Here is a 23155-nt window from a genome sequence, read left to right on the forward strand (position 1 = left end):
ATATTTGTAACTTTGCTTTTTAAAAACATTGGTTATATGAAAATATCAGTAGAACTTACGTTAACACCACTTCAAAACGAATTTGAAACTCCTATTATTAATTTTATAAAAAAGCTAAGAGCTTCGGGTTTAACAATTCTTGAAAATCCGTTAAGTACGCAAGTGTATGGTGATTACGATACCGTAATGAAAATGGTAACAGACGAATTAAAAAATACTTTCGAATTAATAGATAGCGGAATATTATTTATGAAAATTGTAAAATCTGACCGTAGTAACTATGAACCAAGCTTTTAGTTTTCTTTTTGAGCAATACTCAACCTACGACACTATTGATGTTTGGCTAGAAATTATTGCCGTAATTTTTGGTTTTTTGTCTGTTTGGTTTTCTAAACTAAATAAAATATTAGTATTTCCTACCGGAATGATTAGTACCGCAATTTTTGTATATCTTCTCTTAAAATGGGAATTACTAGGTGATATGATGATAAACGGTTATTATTTTATAATGAGTGTTTATGGCTGGTATATTTGGACTCGTAATGTTAATGATACTACTAACGTTACGCCTATTTCTAGCACAACTTTAAAAGAAAAAAAAACAAGTGTTTTTATCTTTATAGCTACATTAGTTTTTGTTTTTGGAGTGTATACCTATTTTGATAAATGGAACAATTGGACAGCCTATGTAGATACAGTTACTACCGCAATATTTTTTGTAGGAATGTGGCTAATGGCAAAAAGAAAAATAGAAAATTGGATTTATTGGATTATTGGGGATATTATTTCTGTTCCTTTATATCTTTACAAAGGTTTTACATTTACAAGTTTTCAATACTTAATATTTACCTTTATTGCCGTTAGTGGCTATTTAGCATGGAAAAAAAACTTACACAAACAAAAAGCAATCTTGTAAAAGTTGTATTGTTCGGGCCCGAAAGCACTGGTAAAACAACACTTTCTGGACAATTAGCGCGTTATTACAATACGGTTTGGGCGCCTGAATTTGCGCGTAAATATTTACAAGATAAATGGAACAACGAACGCAAAATTTGTGAACAAAAAGACATAATTCCGATTGCAGAAGGACAGATAAAACTAGAAAATGATTTAGCACTTAAAGCAGATAAAGTTTTAATTTGCGATACCGATTTACTTGAAACCAAAGTATATTCAGAAGAGTATTATGGCGGATTTGTTGAAGATGAATTAGACGAAGCTGCTATAAAAAGCGAGTATGATATTTACTTTTTAACCTATATCGATACTCCTTGGGAAGCGGATGATTTACGTGACAGACCCGAACAGCGCTTACAAATGTTTACTGCTTTTGAAAATACGCTAAAAAAATACAATCGACCATACGTTTTATTAAAAGGTGATAAAGAAACTCGATTAAAAAAAGCCATCGAAGTAATTGATGAATTACTTGCTAAAAAAGAAAACTTATATTCTTTTTCAAACACCTTAAATAAGCTTTCTTTATAAAATGAATACGCTAGAGTTACTTAAAGAATTAAAATTTAAAGCCATTAGAAGTTCTGGGGCTGGCGGGCAGCACGTAAACAAGGTGTCTTCTAAAATTGAGCTAACTTTTAATCTTACCGATTCTAGCCAATTGTCGGAAAATCAAAAAGAAATCCTATCTAAAAAATTAGCTAACCGGCTTACCAAAGAAGGTGTTTTAATTCTTTTTTCTGATGAAACTCGTTCGCAACACAGAAATAAAGAATTAGCTATAAAACGTTTTTTAGAACTAATTACACAAGGTTTAAAAAGGCCTAAGATTAGAAGAACCACCAAACCTACAAAAGCATCTGTAAAAAGAAAGGCTGAAAACAAACAACGGAATGCCCTAAAAAAAACACTTCGAAAAAAACCAAAACTGGATTAAGTATTCTAATATTAGGCAAACAAACTTAGCCCTGATTGAACGGTTTGTTTGAGCTCTTTTGAGGCACGAAAAAAGCGAGTAGTGAAAGCAGGAAATAGCTTCAAAAAACAGGTGTTAATTTGTTTTTCAATTATAAAATTCGGTTTACCTTTGCACAGTTCTCATAAAGGGGTGCCTATATCGGCTGAGATCATACCCAATGAACCTAGAACAGGTAATGCTGTTTAGGGAGGCGATAATCGCCATTTTGTAAACAAGTTGTTCGTGGATATTTATATGAAATAATCTTATAAAAAATTCTTGTAATAACGTTTTAATTATTCAAAAAAAAACAGAGTAATTACCTCTTTTTATTCGATTTTATTTAAAAAAAATGAGACCGATGTCTTTTATTAAACAAGTGAAGATAGTAGCTTTTTTAATGGTAATTTTTGCAACCTTAACAGCAAACGCACAAGATTTTATTTTATCAGGAAAAGTAGTTAATAATAATCAAGAACCTCTTGTAGGCGCTACAATTGTGCTTGAAGAATTAAAAAAAGGAACAGCTACCGATTTTGAAGGTAACTTTCAGTTAAAATTAGCTAAAGGAAGCCATACAATTAAGGTTACTTATCTTGGTTTTAACACGTACACTCAAAAAATTAAAATCTCAAAAAACAAAAAAATAAGTATTCAATTAAGTACCGGTTCGACTATTTTAGAAGACGTATTGGTTGCTGCTGTTAGAGTACAAGCAGATGCGCCTGTAACACATTCTAACCTTACTAAAAAAGAAATTTCAAAACGTAATTTAGGGCAAGACATTCCGATGTTATTAAACTATTTACCTAACGTCGTTTCATCATCAGATGCAGGTGCTGGTATTGGCTACACCTATATGAGTGTTCGTGGTTCTGATGCATCAAGAGTAAATGTTACCGTAAACGGAATTCCGTATAATGATGCTGAAAGTCAGGGAACTTTTTGGGTAAATATGGGCGATTTTGCTTCGTCTACACAAAGTTTACAATTACAACGTGGTGTTGGAACTTCTACTAACGGAGCTGGAGCTTTTGGTGCTAGTTTAAATATTTTAACAGATGCTGCTGCTACCGAAGCTGGTGGAGAAATTTCAAATTCTTTCGGATCTTTTAATACTCGCAAACATACTGTAAAATTTACCACAGGAAAAGTTAACGAGCATTTTGAGTTTTCTGGTCGTGTATCAAATATTTATTCTGATGGATATATCGATAGAGCTTCGACTGATTTAAAATCGTACTTTTTACAAGGTAGTTATACCGATGAAAACACCTTAATTAAAGCCTTAGTTTTTGGTGGAAAAGAAAAAACTTACCAAGCTTGGGATGGAATTTCGGCGCAACAATTAAAAGAAGACAGAAGACAAAATCCGTTAACCTACGAAAATGAAATTGATAATTTTCAGCAAGATCACTATCAATTACATTGGAATGAAAAATTAAACAACAACTGGACAACTAATGTTGGTTTAAATTACACACGTGGTAAAGGATATTTTGAACAATTTAAAGATGATAGAGATGCTGCAGATTACAACAATTTAATTGTTGATGGTAGCGATGTAATTGTGCGTCGTTGGTTAGATAACCATTTTTATGTCGGTAACTTTAATGCTACTTATAATAATGATAAGTTAGAAATTATTACTGGTACCTCATACAGCCATTATACAAATAACCATTACGGAGAAATTATTTGGGGAAGCGATTTAGCTGCCAACACAAATATTAGAGATCATTATTATGATGGAAAATCAACTAAAAACGACTTTAACGTTTTTTCTAAAATATCATTTAATCTTACTGAAAAATTAAGAACTTTTATCGATTTACAAAGTAGGTTTGTGAGTTATAAAACAAACGGATTAACATCAAAAAGAAAACCTTTAAATGTAGATGAGAATTTTAATTTCTTTAATCCTAAGTTTGGTTTAACTTATACTTTAAATGATAACAACAGTTTTTATACTTCGTTTGCCAAAGCAAATAGAGAGCCTAATAGAAGTGATTTTAAAGATGGTGTAAACACCCATGAAAGCTTAAATGATTACGAATTGGGTTGGCGTTTTAAAAACGATGTCGTTAAATTAAACACCAATGTATACTTTATGGATTATCAAAACCAACTGGTATTAACAGGTGAAATTGATGACACCGGAGATCCTTTACGTGGTACAAGTGGTAATAGTTATCGATTAGGTTTAGAGATTGATGCTGATATAAAATTAACAAACAACCTTTCTGTTCGTCAAAATATTGCGGTAAGTCAAAATAAAAACGTAGATTTTTTTACCAACAGAGATGGCGCTTTACAAGAATTAGGAAATACTACAATTGCTAACTCTCCAAATATTGTAACTGGTAACACATTTACGTATCATCCGTCAGAAAATTTTAAAATTGCATTTTTATCAAAATTTGTAGGCGAGCAATACTTGAGTAATACCGATACCGAAGCTTCAAAATTAGATAGCTACTTTACAAGTGATTTAAATATTATTTATGAGATAGAAACGAAATCTATCTTTAAATCAATTGTATTTACTGGTTTAGTAAACAATATTTTTAATAAAGAGTATGTTGATAGAGGTTATATTTATTTAGATTATTGGTCTACACCTGGTACGACGCAAGAAGCGCAAGGGTATTACCCGCAAGCAACTATTAATTTTTTAGCGGGAGTAACTTTAAAGTTTTAAAATGTTTTTTTAAATATAACATCTTAAAATAATCTTATAAATTATAAGGTAGTAATTTTATATTGCTACCTTTTTTATTTTTTTCAACATAACTTTGGTGAATCTTTAAAAAAGATGCATATTTACTAGCAAATCAATAGCAACTTATAAAAATGAGAAAAATTATAATCTTAACAATCGCCTTTAGCTTTTTATATAGTTGTGAAGACGATTGTACTAAAGTTGTTAATTTACCAAAGTATGACCACCACAAGGGCTTTATTGATAATTATGAGGAAGTTCCGTGTGATTTTGAAGAACCTGTAACCGACCCTGTTAATGATCCTATTTAAAATAAAAATCCGAGCAAAATTGCTCGGATTTTTATTATTTATTTACTCTACCCACGGCACAACTCACAAAAGATTTTGCCTTGTGTAATACTGTATTTTTGTCGCCAACCTCAGGATACCCAAGCTTTGCTAACTTTTCTTTTACTACAACTAAGGTTGTTTCATTTGTTATTAAAGTAACTAACGATTTTTCAACATCAACACTTACTTCACTTACTTTATCAATTGCTTTTAATCCGTTTGTAATTGTATTTGCACAACCACCACATTTTAAATTCTCGATATAAATTTCTTGTTTCATTTTACTTCTTTTTTTGTTTCCATGCGTTATAGCCACCTAAAACATTATAGGTTTCAAATCCTTTTTTTAATAATAATTCTGAAGCTATTTTAGAACGTCCACCAGATCTACAATACAAATAAACTGGTTTTGCTTTATCTAATTTTTTTAAAGCTATATTTTCAAAACCATCTGCAGTTACATTTATTTCTAACGCATTACTAATGGTTCCTTCGGCACACTCAGTTGGGGTACGAACATCTACTAACTGAATAGCTTTATTGTCTTTCAATAACATTTGCAACTCATCAACAGAAATATTTTTTACCTCTGCTACTTTTGATGTACAAGAAAATAACATCACAAAAAACACTCCTAACAAAACAATACTCTTTTTCATACTTTATTTATTTTAATGTTGATGAACAAACTGGAGCTGTTCTAACAATATTAGTTTCTCTAATTGCCTTATAACCACCTGCTACATCAATTACATTATGATACCCTCTTGCTTTTAAAATAGAAGCAGCAATTACCGAACGATACCCACCGGCACAATGAATATAAAAATCTTCTTTTTTAGGAAACTCTTCGATATGCTCATTTAAAAAATCTAACGGAGTATTTGGCACCTCAACAATATGTTCATTATCATATTCACCTGGTTTACGTGCATCAAACACCTTTGCTTTATTATTTAAAGCCTCTTCTAAATCATTCGCTGAAACTGAACGTAAAGTATCTATTTCTTTACCTGATGCTTTCCAAGATTCAAAACTACCTTCTAAATACCCTAAAACATTATCAAATCCAACGCGAGATAGGCGCGTTATTGCTGTTTCTTCTTCTCCTTTTGATGTTACTAATAAAATCGGCTGAGTTACCTCTTTTATTAAAGCTCCAACCCAAGGAGCAAATGTACCCCTCAAACCAATAAAAATAGATTGTGGTATAAATCCTTTTACAAATTCAAATTGATGACGTACATCTAAAATAATTGCGTCTGTTGTATTGGCTACTTTTTCAAAATCTGAAACCGATAACGCTTTTGCACCTTTTTTTATAACCTCATCGATAGATTGATATCCTTCCTTATTCATTTTTACATTTAAAGGAAAATACGCTGGTGGTGGCAACAACCCGTCTGTAACTTCTTTTACAAACTCTTCTTTAGTCATATTTGCTCGTAAAGCATAGTTTGTTTTCTTTTGATCACCAATAGTACCAACTGTTTCTTTACTCAGGTTTTTTCCGCAAGCGGATCCTGCTCCGTGCGCTGGATATACAATTACATCATCTGCTAAAGTCATAATTTTAGTACGTAAACTATCGTATAAAAAACCTGCTAAATCATCCTGTGTTAAATCTCCTTTTTGCGCTAAATCTGGACGCCCGACATCCCCTAAAAATAAAGTATCTCCACTAAACAACGCATGATCTTTTCCATTTTCATCTTTTAACAAATACGATGTACTTTCCATGGTATGACCAGGAGTATGCAATGCGGTTATTGTTATTTTACCTAACTTAAAAACCTCTCCGTCTGTTGCTGTATGTGCTTTATAGTTCGTTTTTGCTGTTGGACCGTACACTATTGTAGCACCAGTTTTTTCGGCTAAGGTTACGTGTCCACTTACAAAATCAGCATGAAAATGGGTTTCAAAAATATATTTAATATTTCCTGTATCCTTTGTTGCTTTTTCTATGTATGCTTGTACTTCTCGCAACGGATCGATAATTGCGACCTCACCATCACTTTCTATATAATAAGCTCCTTGTGCTAAACAACCTGTATAAATTTGCTCTATTTTCATAATATTAATTATTCATACGCTTGATGTATATACTGTGCGTATTTTTTTTGATTTTGATTATCTCCTGTTTTAAAAAAATTTACAGCGCCATTGGCACGCATAAAAAAATGATTTATACTTACCACATCTAAGACTCCTCCTTTAAAAAAATCGTCTCTTACGGGGCCTTTTACTCCTGCAAAATAAAATTCTATATTTCTTTTATTATAGTACTTAATACGTTCTTTAAGCATCTCTACTCCTGTACTATCAACTCTGTTAATACTTTCTGCATCTAATACAATTAACTTTAAATTTTCTCCCTTTTTTGCTGTCATCTCCTCTAACTTTTCTCTAAAATAATTTGAATTAGCATAAAAAATTTGTGCGTCAAAACGAAACACTAGAATATCTTCATCTGTAATTACTTCTTTAAACCTGTTTTTGTTTCTGTAAAAATCAGAATTTGGTACTTTCCCTAATTCTACCACATAAGGTCTAGAGGTTCTGAAAATCAAAACAATTAATGATAATCCTACTCCGATTAATATTCCGTGCTCTATCCCAAAAAAAATTGTTGAAAAAAAAGTTGCCACTAGCAGCCAGAAATCTAAATTATTAGCTTTCCATAATCTTTTTGCTTCTTTTATATTTATTAAATTAAATACTGCAACAATGATAATAGCCGCTAATATTGTTTTAGGTAAGTGATAAAATATAGGTGTCAAAAAGAGTAAAGTAATTACAACCATAATCACAGACACTATTGCTGCAACTCCTGTTTTGGCTCCTGCTTCTTCATTTATTGCCGAACGAGAAAAACTAGAGGTTGATGGATATGATTGAAATAACGAACCTACGATATTACTTAATCCTAAGGCTACTAATTCTTGATTAGGTCTAATTCTGTATTCATCTTGCTTTGCTTCTAATGTTTTTCCTATTGATATAATTTCTAGATATCCAACCATTACCAAAGTTGCTGCTATTGGAAACAATTCTCTAATTAAAGCAACATCAATAATAGGAATGCTAAATTTTGGCAATCCAGAAGGAATTTCTTTTACGATAGCAACATCAATAAAATGATTTTCAAAAAACCGAAGTGTTACTATTCCTAGCGCAACAACTATTAATGCATTGGGTATTTTTTTACTTATTTTTCTACAAAACATAATTATAATACAAGCTACAACTCCTATAATTGTGGTGTTTTTATTAAAATAGTTTACCCTATTCATAATATCTTCAATAAGAATATGTACTTGATCGCTTTGCAAAAAATCGACGCCAAGTAAATTACGAAACTGATTTAACCCAATAATAAGTGCTACTGCTGATGTAAATCCAATAATTACCGGTCTTGATAAAAAATTTACAATAAAACCTAAACGAAATACCCCCATTAAAAACTGAATACTTCCTACCATTAGCGCTAATAAAATGGCTATAGCAATATAACTTTCAGACCCCATTAAAGCTAATGTAGAAACACCTGTTGCTACTATTAAAGAATCCATTGCCACAGGCCCAACTGCTACTTGCCGTGACGATCCAAAAATTGCATACATTAATTGAGGCACTAGTGCTGCATACAAACCATAAATAGGCGGTAAACCTGCAATTAAGGCATAGGCAATTCCTTGCGGAATTAACACCGTTGCTACAGTTACACCAGCTACAACATCACCTTTAAACTGTGATTTTTTGTAGTTTGGTAACCACGTTAATATTGGTATGAGTTTTTTTAAATTCATTTAAAATACTCGCTTAGTTATTTTTTATAAAATAAAATGGAATTTTCCATTTTAATGTTTCATTATCTTCAAACTTTTTTCTTACCTCTATATTATGCATTCCTTTTTTTAGGTTTGAAATGTCTAAATAAGAAACTACCCCAGCTTGCTTGGTTCTTGAATGCCCATTATGCCTTAAAAAATCTACAGGTACTTTTTTATCGTCTATATAAATATGATAGTACTTTTGATAACAATTTAAAGCATAAATATTTTTAGCTTCTCTTTGTAATTCTAGTGAGTTTTCAATTTCTTTTTCAAAACGATTACATAATCTTGTTTGAAAAGTTTTTTCGTAGCTATAAACTGGAATAAATATTTTTAACACATTTGACTCAATTTTATCCGATTCTATTTCTGGTGTTAATAAAAATGTATTCGTTTTATTTTCAGCTTTATAAAAACTCGCATGTACTTTTGTAACGTTAAAATATTTTTCATGTCCTACTAAGTAAAATATATTCGTTTTTATTATTTGGTTTCCAAATAGAAACATACCTGCAAACAAAAAAGATATTACAAGATATATTAATGATTTTTTCTTTTTAAAGTTAGACCCAAAAATCATTGTTATTTGTAAGATCGATTTATATAATGGTCCGTAAGTTACCATTGATGCAAATTTATTTACTTTAAATGCAATCGTTTGCAGTTTCTCTTTTTCTCGGTTATTTTTTAAATTTGAGATAAAAGTAACAATCATCTGTAAAAATATAAGTACACCAATAAACCCAACTGGTATTAATAGGATATAAGTAGGTAAATATTTTGACAACAAATTAAAAACAAGTAGATAAACACTTGTAGATAAAGACATATAGGCATAGATAAATAACAATGTGAATGCAGCTGAAAAAATTACACTACACAATTCATCTGTTTTTTGAATAGAGTCTTTTAATTTAGGTAATATGCTTAATATTTTTTTTGTGTAAATTTTAGAATACACACTATCTTCAATACTATAATCTGGAAAAACTGAATTTAACCCCACTAAACCAATCCAATAAGCTCTTAAAAAAAAATGTATTACAAACATTGCCGTTAACATACTTACAGCTAAAAGACCGAAAGTTATAATAAAATACCCTATAAAATATTGATTAGGATTCAATACATCTATAAAAAAATTGGTTGCCCAATTAACAATATCAAATAATTTAAAGGTTCCAAAAATAGCGATTGCAGAAACCAAGAGCTCTGCCTCCCAACTCTCTTCTTTTAACCTTTGTATCCAGCCACCTGAAGTTGGTTTTAAAATATTTTTTTTCTTTTTTTCAGCTGCCATTTATTATTTATTAAAAAAGCTCTCCTTGATTTTTTTCTTTTACCCTTCCTAAATGTTTATAGGCTAAATCTGTTACTTCTCTTCCGCGTGGGGTACGCATTATAAACCCTTGTTGAATTAAAAAAGGTTCATACACTTCTTCAATCGTTTCTGTATTTTCACTAACTGCTGTTGCAATGGTGCTTATTCCTACGGGACCTCCTTTAAATTTATCGATAATAGTGGCTAATATTTTATTATCCATTTCATCTAAACCATGAGCATCAACATTTAATGCCTTTAAAGCATATTTTGCAATTTCAATTGTAATACTCCCATTTCCTTTTATTTGGGCAAAATCTCGTACTCTTCGTAATAATGCATTGGCAATACGAGGTGTACCTCTACTTCTACCAGCTATTTCAATAGCTCCTTCCATAGATATTGGCACTCCTAAAATATGTGAACTTCGTTGAATAATTGTTGTTAATAGTTCTGTTGAATAATAATGTAAGCGACTACTGATTCCAAAACGTGCTCGCATTGGCGCTGTTAACAATCCTGAACGAGTTGTTGCTCCGATTAGAGTAAAAGGCTCTAAATTAATTTGAACCGTACGTGCATTTGGCCCAGACTCAATCATAATATCGATCTTATAATCTTCCATTGCTGAGTATAAATACTCTTCTACAATAGGGCTTAATCGATGAATTTCATCAATAAATAATACATCACGTTCATCAAGATTTGTTAGTAAGCCTGCTAAGTCTCCTGGTTTATCTAAAACCGGCCCTGAGGTTACTTTTATACCGACTCCTAATTCGTTTGCTAAAATATGTGCTAGGGTGGTTTTACCTAATCCTGGAGGACCGTGAAATAATGTATGATCTAACGCTTCATCTCGTTGGTTAGCTGCTTCTACAAATATTTTTAAGTTTTCAATTGCTTGGTCTTGTCCTGAAAAATCATCAAAAGATAATGGACGTAGTTTTTTTTCTACATCGAGTTCTTCAGTTGAAAAATTGGTGTTTTCAGGGTTTAAATTTTCATTCATATTGGCACAAATATACTTGAAATATAATGGTTGGTTTGTAATAATTGTTACGTAACAATATTAGTAATGCTAAGATACATATTACTAAATAAAGGTATCAAACAAAAAACCTGAAACAAAAAATGCTTCAGGTTTTATTTATTTTATAGTATGTTATGCTTACTTTTTATCTTGTAAAGCAAACACTTGTCGTAACAAAGCAGTATCACGTAAACCTACTTTTTCGCGAATTCCTTTTTCTTCAACAGCAATCATTGTAAAAACTCCTTTTAAGGCTTCAGCTGCTACATAATCTGTTAAATCTGGATTTACCTTATTTACAAATGGAATACTATTGTATTTATTTATTAAATTATTCCAAATTTTATCAGCCCCTACCTTACCAAAAGATTTTTTTATTACAGGGTTAAATTGATTATATAGTGCTGTATTTGTTTTTCCTTTTAAGTAAGAAGTTGCTGCGTTTTTATCTCCTAATAAAATATTTTTTGCATCGTTAAAACTTATTTCTTTAACTGCGTTTACAAAAATTGGCGTAGCTGTTTTTACAGCATCTTCTGCTGTTCTGTTAATTGCTTTTAATCCTTCATCAGCTAAATTACTTAAACCTATTTTTCGTAAGCCTTTATCTACTGCCTGTAATTCTTTCGGCAAAATAATCTTTACCAATTCATTACGATAAAAACCGTCTTTTGCTGTTAATTTAGATACTTGATGTTGAATTCCTTTATCTAACGCTTGTCTTAAACCATTACCTATTTGTTCTTGAGATAAAACACCTCCTGTTGGTAATTGCTTTACAACTTTTTGCAGTTCAGCGCATCCTGTTAATAGAACAATGAATGCTAGTGCTATAATTTTTTTCATTTTTATTTAATTTTTATACTCTATTTATTAGAAACAGTTATTTAATAATTGTCACACTATTTAAAACTATCTGTTTTTTTATCATAACCATACGGACAATGTTTACAGCCATTTTTACAACAATAACCGCGTCTTAAATGATACGACTCTTTAAAAACTCGATATCCATCTTCATTTACATAATACTCATCTGGAGTAGCTTTTAAAATTTTATTTATCATATTACAAATATCAAAAAAAAAGCAACATTAAATCAAATTTTAATCACTTTTGATTTAATGTTGCTTTTATCTTTATTGAAAATTTATTTTACTTATTAATACCTACCGGATATTTAGCCATTATTTTATTTACAAACTCTTTAACTCGCGCTTCCTTTTTTTCAACACTACTTATACTTAATGCTCCAGTACCAATACCTTGCCAAACCAACTCTTTTCTTTTAGCATCTAGCAAATCTATAAACAATGTACCTTCTGTATGTTGTGTTACTGTTAATGTACTTGGGTTATAATACCAAGGATACCAATAATCATTAAAACGATTGTCATTGATATTTATTTTTTCGCGCGATTTTGTAAACAAACTTACTAAAACATCTGGATTTGCCGATTTTTGCATTCCTTTAGCAATCAATTCTGCCTCTACCGCTCTCATAATTCTTTTTTTATCAAGGTCTGAAATTGGTGCTTTATCAATTCCTTTTTTATAAAAAGCAAAGGTTTTATATTGATTAAAATCAACCTGTGTGTCATAATCTGTAGTTACTCTAACCGAGCTACATGATGAAATTATAAAAGCAATAACTGGTAATAAAAGTAGTTTTGATATTTTCATTTTCTTAAGATTTTACATATTTTCTAATAATACATCATTTACTAAATTAGGAATTGTAACGGTTAATTTTTTCTCAACCTTCATGGCTCTTTTCACTGTAAAAACAGCTTCTTCGTTTCTTGCCCAACTTCTTCTTGCTATTCCGTTATTAACATCCCAAAAAAGCATTGATTTTAAGCGTCTTGATGCGTCTTTAGAACCATCAAGAAGCATGCCAAATCCACCATTAATAACTTCTCCCCAACCTACTCCACCTCCGTTGTGAATAGAAACCCAAGTAGCTCCTCTAAAACTATCTCCAATTACATTTTGTATTGCCATATCAGCTGTATAACGAGAACCATCATAAATATTAGAAGTTTCACGGTAAGGAGAATCAGTACCAGAAACATCATGATGATCACGACCTAATACAACATTTCCTATTTTACCTTTCTTAATCGCTTTATTAAAAGCCTCTGCTATTTTCGTACGTCCTTCTGCATCTGCATATAAAATACGTGCTTGAGAACCTACTACCAGTTTATTTTCTTGTGCTCCTTTAATCCACTGAATATTATCAGCCATTTGTTGCTGAATTTCTTCTGGTGAATTCTTTTTTATCTTTTCTAAAACTTTACATGCAATTGCATCTGTTTTTGCTAAATCTTCTGGATTACCCGAAGTACACACCCAACGAAATGGTCCAAAACCATAATCGAAACACATTGGCCCCATAATATCTTGTACATAAGATGGATATTTAAACTCTCTTCCAATTGTTGGATTTTCAGCCATTACATCTGCCCCTGCTCTACTTGCTTCTAGTAAAAAAGCGTTTCCGTAATCAAAGAAATAAGTTCCCTTAGCTGTATGTTTATTAATCGCTTTTGCATGACGACGTAATGTTTCTTGCACTTTTTCTTTAAACAACTCAGGCTCATTTGCCATCATTTCATTGGCATCATCAAATGAAATATCTGCTGGATAATAACCTCCTGCCCAAGGATTGTGTAATGATGTTTGATCTGAACCTAAATCTACATGAACATTTGCTTCATCAAACTTTTCCCAAACATCAACAATATTACCTAAGTAAGCTAGTGATACTGTTTCTTTACTCTCTTTTGCTTTCTCTACTCTTGCTACTAATATATCTAAATCAGTAATTTTTTCATCAATCCAACCTTGATCTAAGCGTAATTGCGTAATTTTTGGATTTACCTCAGCACAAACCGTAATACAACCAGCAATGTTACCAGCTTTTGGTTGTGCTCCACTCATTCCACCTAAACCTGCAGTAACAAATAAGTTTCCTTTTGGCTCTTTATTTATTTTTCTAAATCCGTTTAAAACGGTTATTGTTGTTCCGTGTACAATTCCTTGTGGGCCAATATACATGTAACTACCAGCAGTCATTTGCCCGTATTGAGAAACTCCTAAAGCATTAAACTTCTCTAAATCATCTGGCTTAGAGTAATTAGGAATTACCATTCCGTTTGTAACCACAACTCTTGGCGCATCTTTATGTGATGGAAATAATCCCATCGGATGACCAGAGTACATGGTTAATGTTTGCTTATCTGTCATTTTAGACAAGTACTGCATCGTTAATAAATACTGTGCCCAATTAGAAAAAACAGCCCCATTACCACCATAAGTAATTAATTCATGTGGGTGTTGCGCAACTGCATAATCTAAATTATTCTGAATCATTAACATGATTGATTTCGCTTGTTCACATTTACCTGGATATTCTTTAATATCTCTAGCATGCATTTTATAAGTAGGGCGAAAACGGTACATATAAATTCGACCGTATTGTTCTAATTCATCAGCAAATTCAGGTAATAAAACTTCGTGATGTTTTTTATCAAAATATCGTAAAGCATTTCTTAAAGCTAACTTTTTTTCTTCTGCAGTTAGAATTTCTTTACGTTTTGGTGCTCTATTTATTGAAGAATCGTAAACTGGCATTTCAGGTAATTCATTTGGAATACCTTGTTTAATCTGTTTTTTAAATGACATCATAATTTCTTTTTTTAACGAACTGTAAATTCTTGATTTTTAACCATACTTATTAATGCGTTTATATCATCTTTAAGTACACGATCTTCTTCTAATTTAGCAACTTTACTTCTAATTAACTTAAAGTTTTCTTCAATAATAGGAGAAAATGTATTTGGCCTTCTAAAATCCATTGCCTGCGCAGCGTACATAAATTCAATTGCCAATATCTTATCTAAGTTTCCTAAAATTTGATTAAATTTTCGTCCAGAGATACTTCCCATAGAAACATGATCTTCTTGTCCTAATGAAGTTGGAACACTATCTGCTGATGGAGGAAAACATAATGATTTATTTTCAGTAACCAATGCTGCTGTTGTGTATTGTGGAATCATAAATCCTGAATTTAATCCTCCTGCCTCGGTTAATAACCTAGGTAAACCATGCTTTCCTTCTAATAATAAATAACAACGTCTGTCTGCTATATTTCCTAACTCAGAAACGGCTATTGATGTATAATCTAATGCCATTGCTAATGGCTGACCATGAAAATTACCTCCTGAGATTGCTTCTGTTTCACTTAATACAATAGGATTATCAGTTACAGAGTTCATTTCTATTTCTGCTAATTCTTTTAAATGCGCATATGCATTTCTCGATGCTCCATGTACTTGAGGCATACAACGGATTGAGTATGGGTCTTGTACTCTTGGAAAACTATCATCAGCTGCGTTTTCAGAATCTTTTAACAACATACGCATACGTTCAGCTACTTTTAAATTCCCTTTAAACGGACGAATCTTGTGTAATTCTTCTTTAAACGGAGAAACATTTCCTGAATACCCCTCTAAAGTCATAGCCCCAGTAACATCAGCTAAATCTAACACATATTCCATTTTATTTAAACCTAAAATAGCATGCGCTAAAATAAACTGCGTTCCATTAATTAAGCCTAAACCTTCTTTTGCCATTAAAGTTAACGGTGCTAAGTTATTTTTCTCTAATACTTCTTTCGCTGATAAAATATCATCTCCTTGCCAAAATTCTCCTTCTCCTAATAATGGTAAAAACAAGTGAGATAATGGTGCTAAATCTCCTGAAGCACCTACTGATCCTTGCTCAGGAACAACAGGTAATAAATCGTTTTCAATAAAATAAATAATACGTTCAATCAATTCTATACGTACTCCTGAAAAACCTTGACAAAGTGCTTGCACCTTACAAATCATCATTATTTTAGATAATTTTTTATCAATAGGATTTCCAACACCAACTGCATGTGTAATTAATAAATTCTCTTGTAATTTACTTGTTTCTTCAGGTGTAATTTGCACATCGCACAAAGGACCAAAACCTGTGTTTATTCCGTAAGTAGCAACATCAGAATTTGCCATTACCTCTACCTTTCTTCTACATTCATTTACTTTTTCTTTAGCCTCTTTTGTAATTACTGCTTTTAAAGTCCCTTCTGCTATCGCAATTACCTTATTTACAGTTAATTTATCTATTCCGTACTTAAACATTCGTTTCTATTTTATAGTTATCAAAGTTATTTTTATTTTTGATAACTAACAATATCAATAAAGTTAACCTTTAATAACTATGAGTTATCAAATAGAATTGCGTCATTTTAAATATTTCTTAGCTGTTGCTGAAGATTTACATTTTAGAAAAGCTGCAGAACGTTTGTTTATTTCACAACCAGGTTTAAGCAGACAAATAAAACAAATGGAAGATGACCTAGGTATTCAGCTTTTTATTAGACATAACAGAAAAGTGCAATTAACAACTGCAGGGTTACATTTAAAAAAAGAATTATCTAGAACTTTAAAAGATATTGACAACATTTTTGATGCTGCAAAATTATTGCAAGAAGGAAAGCAAGGAAAACTAAATTTTGGATATGTAGGATCTGCCATGTTAGAAATTATTCCTGATTTGTTACTTCGCTTTAAAAAAGAACATCCTAACGTACAATTTGGGTTAAAAGAAATGGACAATCAAAAACAAATAGAATTGTTACTTTCTCAAAAAATAGATATTGGCTTTGTACGTTTAAATCGTGCTCCAAGAGGTTTAATCATTAAACCTATTTTACACGAAACTTTTTGTTTGGTTTTACCCGAAAACCATTCGGTAAATAATGATAATTTTAAAGGTTTACATACTTTAAAAAATGAGCCTTTTATTTTATTTGATCCTTCTTATAGCCCTTCGTATTACGAAAAAGTAATGCAAATTTTTGATGATAGTAATTTTGCACCAATTGTATCACACAATACCATTCATGCTGCCTCTATTTATAAGTTAGTTGAAAATAATTTTGGTTTATCTATCGTACCAAAATCGCTTTTACAAGGTTATAATATGCGTATAAAATATATAGAACTTAATAACATTCCGCAACGCACCACATTATCTATAATTTGGAATATTAATAATCTAAACCCTATTTTAAAATCGTTACTTAAAACGATAAACTCACAAAATTAAAAACACATCTAATTTAAAATTCTTATTTTTATCCAAAGAAAAAGTTATGATTAACCTATGATTTTCATTTCTAAACATATGGTTCCTAAAGGTTTTATTGGTATAACCTTGTATCCTTTTATTTTTTTAAAACGAAAAGAGTTGAAACACGATTCAGAACTTATTAATCACGAAAAAATTCATTTAAAACAACAACAAGAGCTTTTAGTTATTTTCTTTTTTATTTTTTATTTTATCGAGTGGACTTACAAACTTATAAAATATCGAAATCGATTTTTAGCTTATAAAAACTTAAGTTTTGAGCGTGAAGCTTATGCTAATGAATATAATTTATACTACATTGAATCACGTAAATATTGGGCTTTTCTTAATTATTTATAATCCTTAAACAATTCTTATATCTTTTAAGAAATTCGTAAATTGCCACATCAATTTTCTATAAAATTTACGAATGGAACAAATAGCACCTTATAAACCAATACATAAAGTTAGAATTGTAACAGCAGCTTCATTATTTGATGGGCACGATGCTGCCATAAATATTATGCGACGAATTATTCAATCTACCGGAGTAGAAGTAATTCATTTAGGGCATGATAGAAGTGTTGAAGAAGTGGTTAACTGTGCCATACAAGAAGATGCCAATGCTATTGCAATGACGTCTTACCAAGGTGGACATACTGAGTATTTTAAATACATGTATGATTTATTGAAGGAAAAAGGTGCTGAACACATCAAAATTTTTGGTGGTGGTGGTGGTGTAATTCTTCCTGAAGAAATTAAAGAACTGATGGATTATGGAATTACGCGTATCTACTCTCCAGATGATGGTCGTGAGCTTGGTTTACAAGGAATGATTAATGATTTGGTAAAAACTTCGGATTTTGCTATTGGAGATAAATTAACGATAAAGCTTGATGATTTAGCAAAAAAAGAAATTGGAAGCATTGCAAGAACTATTTCTTCTGCTGAAAACTTTCCTGAAGTTGCCAAAGAAACTTTAGATGCTATTCACGAAAAAAATAAAAACTCTAAAACGCCTGTTTTAGGAATTACAGGAACTGGTGGAGCAGGAAAATCAAGTTTGGTAGACGAATTAGTACGTCGTTTTTTAATTGATTTTCCAAATAAAACAATTGGATTAATTTCTGTTGATCCATCAAAAAGAAAAACTGGTGGAGCTTTATTAGGAGATCGTATTCGTATGAATGCCATTAACAACGAGCGTGTGTATATGCGATCGTTAGCTACGCGTCAATCTAATTTAGCTTTATCGAAATATGTAAATGAAGCGGTAGAAGTTTTAAAAGCTGCTGAATTTGATTTAATTATTTTAGAAACTTCAGGTATTGGGCAATCTGATACCGAAATTATAGAGCATTCTGATACTTCTTTATATGTAATGACTCCTGAATTTGGTGCTGCTACGCAATTAGAAAAAATCGATATGCTTGATTTTGCCGATTTAGTCGCCATCAACAAGTTTGACAAACGTGGTGCTTTAGATGCAATTCGTGATGTGAAAAAGCAATATATGCGCAACAACAATTTATGGGATGTTCATATGGATGATATGCCTGTATTTGGAACCATTGCATCACAATTTAACGACCCAGGAATGAATACGTTGTACAAGCGTATTATGGATAAATTGGTAGAAAAAACTGGTGTTGATTTAAAATCTAACATGGAAATTACCAAAGAAATGTCTGAAAAGATATTTGTAATTCCGCCAAGTAGAGTGCGCTATTTATCTGAAATATCAGAAAGTAATAGAGCGTACAATAAAAAAGTTGATGATCAAGTATTGGTTGCTCAAAAATTATATGGTATTCATCAAACAATTGAATCTATTACAAATTCAGCTGTAGAAATTATTAAAAGTGGATTAAGTGAAGATAAGATTCTGAAACAAATTCAGAATGATGAACAAGATTTTGTTAAACTATTGGTTGCTCAGTTTGATAAGGTAAAATTAAATCTAGATCCACATAATTGGGAAGTTATTTTAAACTGGCAAGAAAAGGTTAAAAAATACAAAAACCCTATTTATACTTTTAAAGTACGTGATAAGGAAATCAATATAAAAACACATAGCGAATCGTTATCGCACACGCAAATACCAAAAGTATCTTTACCAAAATACCAAGCTTGGGGAGATTTATTACGTTGGAATTTACAAGAAAATGTTCCAGGAGAATTTCCGTATGCATCCGGATTATATCCGTTTAAAAGAACAGGTGAAGACCCAACAAGAATGTTTGCTGGTGAAGGTGGTCCTGAACGTACCAACAGACGTTTTCATTATGTGAGTTTAGGCATGCCTGCAAAACGTTTGTCTACCGCTTTTGACAGTGTTACTTTATATGGAAATGATCCTGGTGTAAGGCCCGATATTTATGGTAAAATTGGTAATGCAGGAGTTTCTATTTGCTGTTTAGATGATGCTAAAAAATTATATTCTGGTTTTGATTTAAGCCATGCAATGACTTCGGTTTCTATGACCATTAATGGGCCTGCACCAATGTTGCTAGGTTTTTTTATGAATGCTGCCATTGATCAGAATTGTGAAAAATACATCAAAGAAAATAAATTAGAAAAAACTGTTGAAGCTAAATTTAAAGAAATTTACGATTCAAAAGGGTTAGAAAGACCAAAATATCAAGGAGATTTACCAGAAGGAAATGATGGTTTAGGACTAATGCTTTTAGGTTTAACAGGAGATATGGTTTTACCTGTTGATGTTTATCAACAAATAAAAACAAGCACTTTAGCACAGGTTAGAGGAACTGTACAAGCAGATATTTTAAAGGAAGATCAAGCACAAAATACTTGTATTTTTTCTACTGAATTTGCCTTGCGTTTAATGGGAGATGTACAAGAATACTTTATCGAAAAGCAAGTACGTAATTTTTACTCAGTTTCAATTTCTGGATACCATATTGCCGAAGCTGGTGCCAACCCAATTACGCAATTAGCGTTAACATTATCAAACGGATTTACCTATGTTGAGTACTACTTATCTCGTGGTATGGACATCAATAAATTTGGCCCAAATTTATCGTTCTTTTTCTCAAACGGAATCGACCCTGAATATTCAGTAATTGGTCGTGTAGCTCGTAAAATATGGGCAAAAGCCATGAAACATAAATACGGAGCTAATGCAAGGGCGCAAATGTTAAAGTATCATATTCAAACTTCTGGACGTTCTTTGCATGCTCAAGAAATTGATTTTAATGATATCAGAACTACGTTACAAGCTTTGTATGCAATAAACGACAACTGTAACTCCTTACACACAAACGCCTACGATGAAGCCATTACTACGCCTACCGAAGAATCGGTACGTAGAGCGATGGCAATTCAGTTAATTATCAACAAAGAATTAGGATTAGCTAAAAACGAAAACCCGATTCAAGGAGCTTTTATTATTGAAGAGTTAACCGATTTAGTAGAAGAAGCAGTATTAACTGAGTTCGATAGAATTACCGAACGTGGTGGTGTTTTAGGAGCTATGGAAACGATGTATCAGCGTAGTAAAATACAAGAAGAAAGTTTGTATTACGAAACCTTAAAACATACAGGAGAATTTCCTATTATTGGAGTAAACACTTTTTTGAGTTCTAAAGGATCACCAACAGTTCAACCTGCCGAGGTTATCCGTGCAACGGAAAAAGAAAAGCAGTTTCAGATTCAAACTAAAGAATTGCTAAACAAAGCTAATGACGGTAAAGTGCAAGAGCAATTGGCTATTTTACAACAAGCTGCCATTCAAAATGAAAACTTATTTGATAAGTTAATGGAAGCTACAAAGTTTTGTTCTTTAGGACAAATCACTGAAGCTTTATTTAAAGTTGGTGGTCAGTACAGAAGGAATATGTAAGTAAACAATGTTTACAAATAAGTTAAAAACCTCACATTAATTTGTGAGGTTTTTTTTAGGCTTTTTTTCCTATAATTTGTAATGTTTTAGATAAAAATAGACCAATTGGATAAATGAGATAATATGACCCTTAGAAATCAATTAAAAGAGCACGCTGATAACAGTGCCAAAAACATACCTAAAGAAGCAAAAGATATAATGCTAGCTGGTATTGATAAACTAGAAAAAACTGATATTATAAAAAACGCAACAAAAAAAGGTGATATTTTCCCAGACTTTTCTTTACCTAATGCAAAAGGAGAATTAACTTCTCTTAACGCGCTTCTTGAAAAAGGAAAAGTTGTACTTACTTTTTATAGGGGTGGTTGGTGCCCTTATTGTAATCTTGCTTTAAAAGCATTACAAAATGTAGTGCCACAAATTAAAGAGAAAAATACTACACTAGTTGCTGTTACTCCTGAAACACCCGATAACACGCTTTCGGTTAAAGAAAAAAACGAGTTAGATTTCGAAATTTTAACTAGTAAAGACAACGGACTAGCAAGATCTTTAGGTTTAACTTACAAGTTACCAAAAGAGCTAGCTGATTTATATAAAAAATTCGGAATAGACCTATTAGAAAGTCAAGGAAATAAAACTAATGAGTTGCCTATTGCTGCAACCTATATTATTGAAACCGATAAAAAAATAACCTACAGCTTTATTACTGAAGATTATAAATTAAGAGCAGAGCCTTCTGATATTATTGCTGCACTTTAATTTACTGATTTAAATTTAAAAAAAGTCAGCTCAAGTATTTGAGCTGACTTTTTTTATGTTAAAAGAATCGATTTTAATTACTATTTATTTTCTATTTGTAAAGTAGCTTGTTTACTTGCTTTTCTTCCTTTTAAAAAAAAGAGAATAAAAAATATCATTACAACTCCTAAATAAATGGAGAACCCTCCTATTTTTGCACTTAAAGTTTCTACCAAACCTTTATAGCTAGATAAACTATATATTTCTAAAATACGTAGTGCAAAACCAACATTTAATAAATAAAAACCAATTTTAAAAAGCTTATTTGTAGCCATTGCAATTTCTACCTTTTGATGAAAAATATCTAACATAAATATTTTACTATTTTTAAAAAGGTGATATGACACAAACGTTGTTAATCCAATTGCTATTGGTAAATAAATAATGTAGGCGATTAATTCTAATGAAGTGTTCATAGTTATTGATTTTTAAAGTGTTTGTGAATTAAATAAACTGTATAAATATTAATAAAATGGAGTGAGGCAATTATAAGAATCATATAACTTAACCTATTTGTTATTTCTAGTATTACTTCTTCTAAACTATTTATATGATTCATTGTATTTAAACTCCAAACGATTAAACCAATGTTTAACAAATAATAAGCGATTCTTAAAAGATTATTTATACCGTTTCCAAAATTGATTCTATCAAGAAAATAATTTAGAATATATACTTGCCCATTTTTATAACAAGCCTCTCCTACCCAAAGAACAATTGTACTTGATAGTAATAGGTATATCATGTATGTGAATTGACTCATATTTCTTTTTTTATCATTTCTAAAATATAAGTCCAATGAATTGATAAAATTACTGGTATAGCACATAATATGTAATAAATAATATGGTTTTTGCCGATATTATACTCACCAACAAAAAAACAAGCACTAAAAAAAAGCACAACTGACGCACCATAAATCAACATTAATTTCCGTTCTAACTTGCTAATAGTACCTGAATAAAATAAAGTGAGTAAGAATGAAAACACATGAAAGATTCCTATCACAAAGGCTAAAACAGCTGCTAAAGAGAGGAAATCATTTTCTAAAATTGATAAAATTAAGAGCATTAAAAACGGAATCATTAAAACTCTATTAATCCATGTTATTATTAAGATGTTTATTTTCATAGTTTCAGAAATATTTGAAAGT

General features: G+C 31.2%; 24 protein-coding genes. 10 read left to right on the forward strand and 14 right to left on the reverse strand.

Translation table 11 applies throughout. The features are described from left to right. Window positions 1-36 precede the first annotated feature (36 nt). The 6 genes from BA195_RS00795 (at window position 37) to BA195_RS00825 (ending at window position 4948) form a co-directional block, all read left to right on the forward strand. A complete protein-coding gene (locus BA195_RS00795) occupies window positions 37-297 on the forward strand; it encodes a hypothetical protein (RefSeq protein ID WP_068701458.1) in 261 nt (86 codons plus the stop codon). Further along, complete coding sequence (gene pnuC, locus BA195_RS00800) at window positions 281-916, forward strand: nicotinamide riboside transporter PnuC (protein WP_068701460.1); 636 nt, start codon at window positions 281-283, stop codon at window positions 914-916. Before BA195_RS00795 ends, pnuC begins: the two co-directional genes overlap by 17 nt. Then, window positions 877-1488, forward strand: a complete 612-nt coding sequence (locus BA195_RS00805; protein ID WP_068701462.1) for an AAA family ATPase — start codon at window positions 877-879, stop codon at window positions 1486-1488. Before pnuC ends, BA195_RS00805 begins: the two co-directional genes overlap by 40 nt. A gap of 1 nt (window position 1489) precedes the next feature. After that, entirely contained in the window at window positions 1490-1894 is a 405-nt protein-coding gene (gene arfB, locus BA195_RS00810; protein ID WP_068701464.1) for an alternative ribosome rescue aminoacyl-tRNA hydrolase ArfB, read from the forward strand. A 382-nt stretch (window positions 1895-2276) separates the two neighbouring features. Beyond that, the gene (locus BA195_RS00820) at window positions 2277-4616 is read left to right on the forward strand and encodes a TonB-dependent receptor (protein WP_176714930.1); all 2340 of its coding nucleotides are present in this window, start codon (window positions 2277-2279) and stop codon (window positions 4614-4616) included. Window positions 4617-4768: 152 nt separating this feature from the next. Continuing rightward, window positions 4769-4948, forward strand: coding sequence for a hypothetical protein (locus BA195_RS00825; RefSeq protein WP_068701468.1), 180 nt, complete (start codon window positions 4769-4771; stop codon window positions 4946-4948). Window positions 4949-4982: 34 nt separating this feature from the next. On the opposite strand, the gene BA195_RS00830 is transcribed toward BA195_RS00825, so the two are convergent. The 11 genes from BA195_RS00830 to hutH form a co-directional block, all read right to left on the reverse strand. Continuing rightward, window positions 4983-5249 carry a heavy-metal-associated domain-containing protein gene (locus tag BA195_RS00830; protein WP_068703860.1) on the reverse strand — a complete coding sequence of 89 codons (267 nt, stop codon included), beginning with the start codon at window positions 5247-5249 and terminating at the stop codon, window positions 4983-4985. A gap of 1 nt (window position 5250) precedes the next feature. After that, window positions 5251-5628, reverse strand: a complete 378-nt coding sequence (locus BA195_RS00835; protein ID WP_068701470.1) for a rhodanese-like domain-containing protein — start codon at window positions 5626-5628, stop codon at window positions 5251-5253. A gap of 7 nt (window positions 5629-5635) precedes the next feature. Further along, window positions 5636-7042 (reverse strand): MBL fold metallo-hydrolase, encoded by a 1407-nt coding sequence (locus tag BA195_RS00840; RefSeq protein ID WP_068701472.1) that lies wholly within the window; start codon window positions 7040-7042, stop codon window positions 5636-5638. 8 nt (window positions 7043-7050) lie between these two features. Continuing rightward, window positions 7051-8778 (reverse strand): SulP family inorganic anion transporter, encoded by a 1728-nt coding sequence (locus tag BA195_RS00845; RefSeq protein ID WP_068701474.1) that lies wholly within the window; start codon window positions 8776-8778, stop codon window positions 7051-7053. 13 nt (window positions 8779-8791) lie between these two features. Next, a complete protein-coding gene (locus tag BA195_RS00850) occupies window positions 8792-10105 on the reverse strand; it encodes a hypothetical protein (protein WP_068701476.1) in 1314 nt (437 codons plus the stop codon). 10 nt (window positions 10106-10115) lie between these two features. Beyond that, a complete protein-coding gene (gene ruvB, locus BA195_RS00855) occupies window positions 10116-11138 on the reverse strand; it encodes a Holliday junction branch migration DNA helicase RuvB (protein WP_068701478.1) in 1023 nt (340 codons plus the stop codon). A gap of 159 nt (window positions 11139-11297) precedes the next feature. Then, window positions 11298-12005 carry a DUF4197 domain-containing protein gene (locus BA195_RS00860; protein WP_068701482.1) on the reverse strand — a complete coding sequence of 236 codons (708 nt, stop codon included), beginning with the start codon at window positions 12003-12005 and terminating at the stop codon, window positions 11298-11300. A gap of 56 nt (window positions 12006-12061) precedes the next feature. Beyond that, entirely contained in the window at window positions 12062-12226 is a 165-nt protein-coding gene (locus BA195_RS14295) for a C1orf53 family protein (RefSeq protein ID WP_176714931.1), read from the reverse strand. Between the two features lie 88 nt (window positions 12227-12314). After that, window positions 12315-12842: a DUF4136 domain-containing protein gene (locus BA195_RS00865; RefSeq protein WP_068701484.1), complete on the reverse strand. Its 528-nt coding sequence runs from the start codon at window positions 12840-12842 to the stop codon at window positions 12315-12317. Window positions 12843-12854: 12 nt separating this feature from the next. After that, window positions 12855-14849 carry a urocanate hydratase gene (locus BA195_RS00870; RefSeq protein WP_068701486.1) on the reverse strand — a complete coding sequence of 665 codons (1995 nt, stop codon included), beginning with the start codon at window positions 14847-14849 and terminating at the stop codon, window positions 12855-12857. 14 nt (window positions 14850-14863) lie between these two features. After that, window positions 14864-16351 carry a histidine ammonia-lyase gene (gene hutH, locus BA195_RS00875; protein WP_068701488.1) on the reverse strand — a complete coding sequence of 496 codons (1488 nt, stop codon included), beginning with the start codon at window positions 16349-16351 and terminating at the stop codon, window positions 14864-14866. A 79-nt stretch (window positions 16352-16430) separates the two neighbouring features. Between hutH and BA195_RS00880 the strand changes: the two genes are divergently transcribed. The 4 genes from BA195_RS00880 (at window position 16431) to BA195_RS00895 (ending at window position 21963) form a co-directional block, all read left to right on the forward strand. Then, window positions 16431-17321, forward strand: a complete 891-nt coding sequence (locus tag BA195_RS00880) for a LysR substrate-binding domain-containing protein (RefSeq protein ID WP_068701490.1) — start codon at window positions 16431-16433, stop codon at window positions 17319-17321. 57 nt (window positions 17322-17378) lie between these two features. Beyond that, window positions 17379-17702: a hypothetical protein gene (locus BA195_RS00885; protein WP_068701492.1), complete on the forward strand. Its 324-nt coding sequence runs from the start codon at window positions 17379-17381 to the stop codon at window positions 17700-17702. A gap of 70 nt (window positions 17703-17772) precedes the next feature. After that, on the forward strand, window positions 17773-21204 hold the full coding sequence (locus BA195_RS00890; protein ID WP_068701493.1) for a methylmalonyl-CoA mutase family protein: 3432 nt from the start codon (window positions 17773-17775) through the stop codon (window positions 21202-21204). 123 nt (window positions 21205-21327) lie between these two features. Continuing rightward, on the forward strand, window positions 21328-21963 hold the full coding sequence (locus BA195_RS00895) for a peroxiredoxin-like family protein (protein WP_068701495.1): 636 nt from the start codon (window positions 21328-21330) through the stop codon (window positions 21961-21963). 80 nt (window positions 21964-22043) lie between these two features. Here the strand turns inward: BA195_RS00895 and BA195_RS00900 are convergent, their stop codons facing one another. From BA195_RS00900 to BA195_RS00910, 3 genes are read right to left on the reverse strand one after another with little or no spacing between them, the layout of a single operon-like run. Next, entirely contained in the window at window positions 22044-22418 is a 375-nt protein-coding gene (locus BA195_RS00900; RefSeq protein WP_068701498.1) for a Yip1 family protein, read from the reverse strand. A gap of 2 nt (window positions 22419-22420) precedes the next feature. Continuing rightward, a complete protein-coding gene (locus BA195_RS00905; RefSeq protein ID WP_141677634.1) occupies window positions 22421-22765 on the reverse strand; it encodes a hypothetical protein in 345 nt (114 codons plus the stop codon). Further along, window positions 22762-23133: a hypothetical protein gene (locus BA195_RS00910; protein WP_068701502.1), complete on the reverse strand. Its 372-nt coding sequence runs from the start codon at window positions 23131-23133 to the stop codon at window positions 22762-22764. The genes BA195_RS00905 and BA195_RS00910 overlap by 4 nt, the downstream gene beginning before the upstream one ends. Between the last annotated feature and the right edge of the window lie 22 nt (window positions 23134-23155).

Origin of the sequence: Tenacibaculum soleae, from assembly GCF_001693415.1 — a bacterium.
Taxonomy (GTDB): Bacteria; Bacteroidota; Bacteroidia; order Flavobacteriales; family Flavobacteriaceae; genus Polaribacter; species Polaribacter soleae.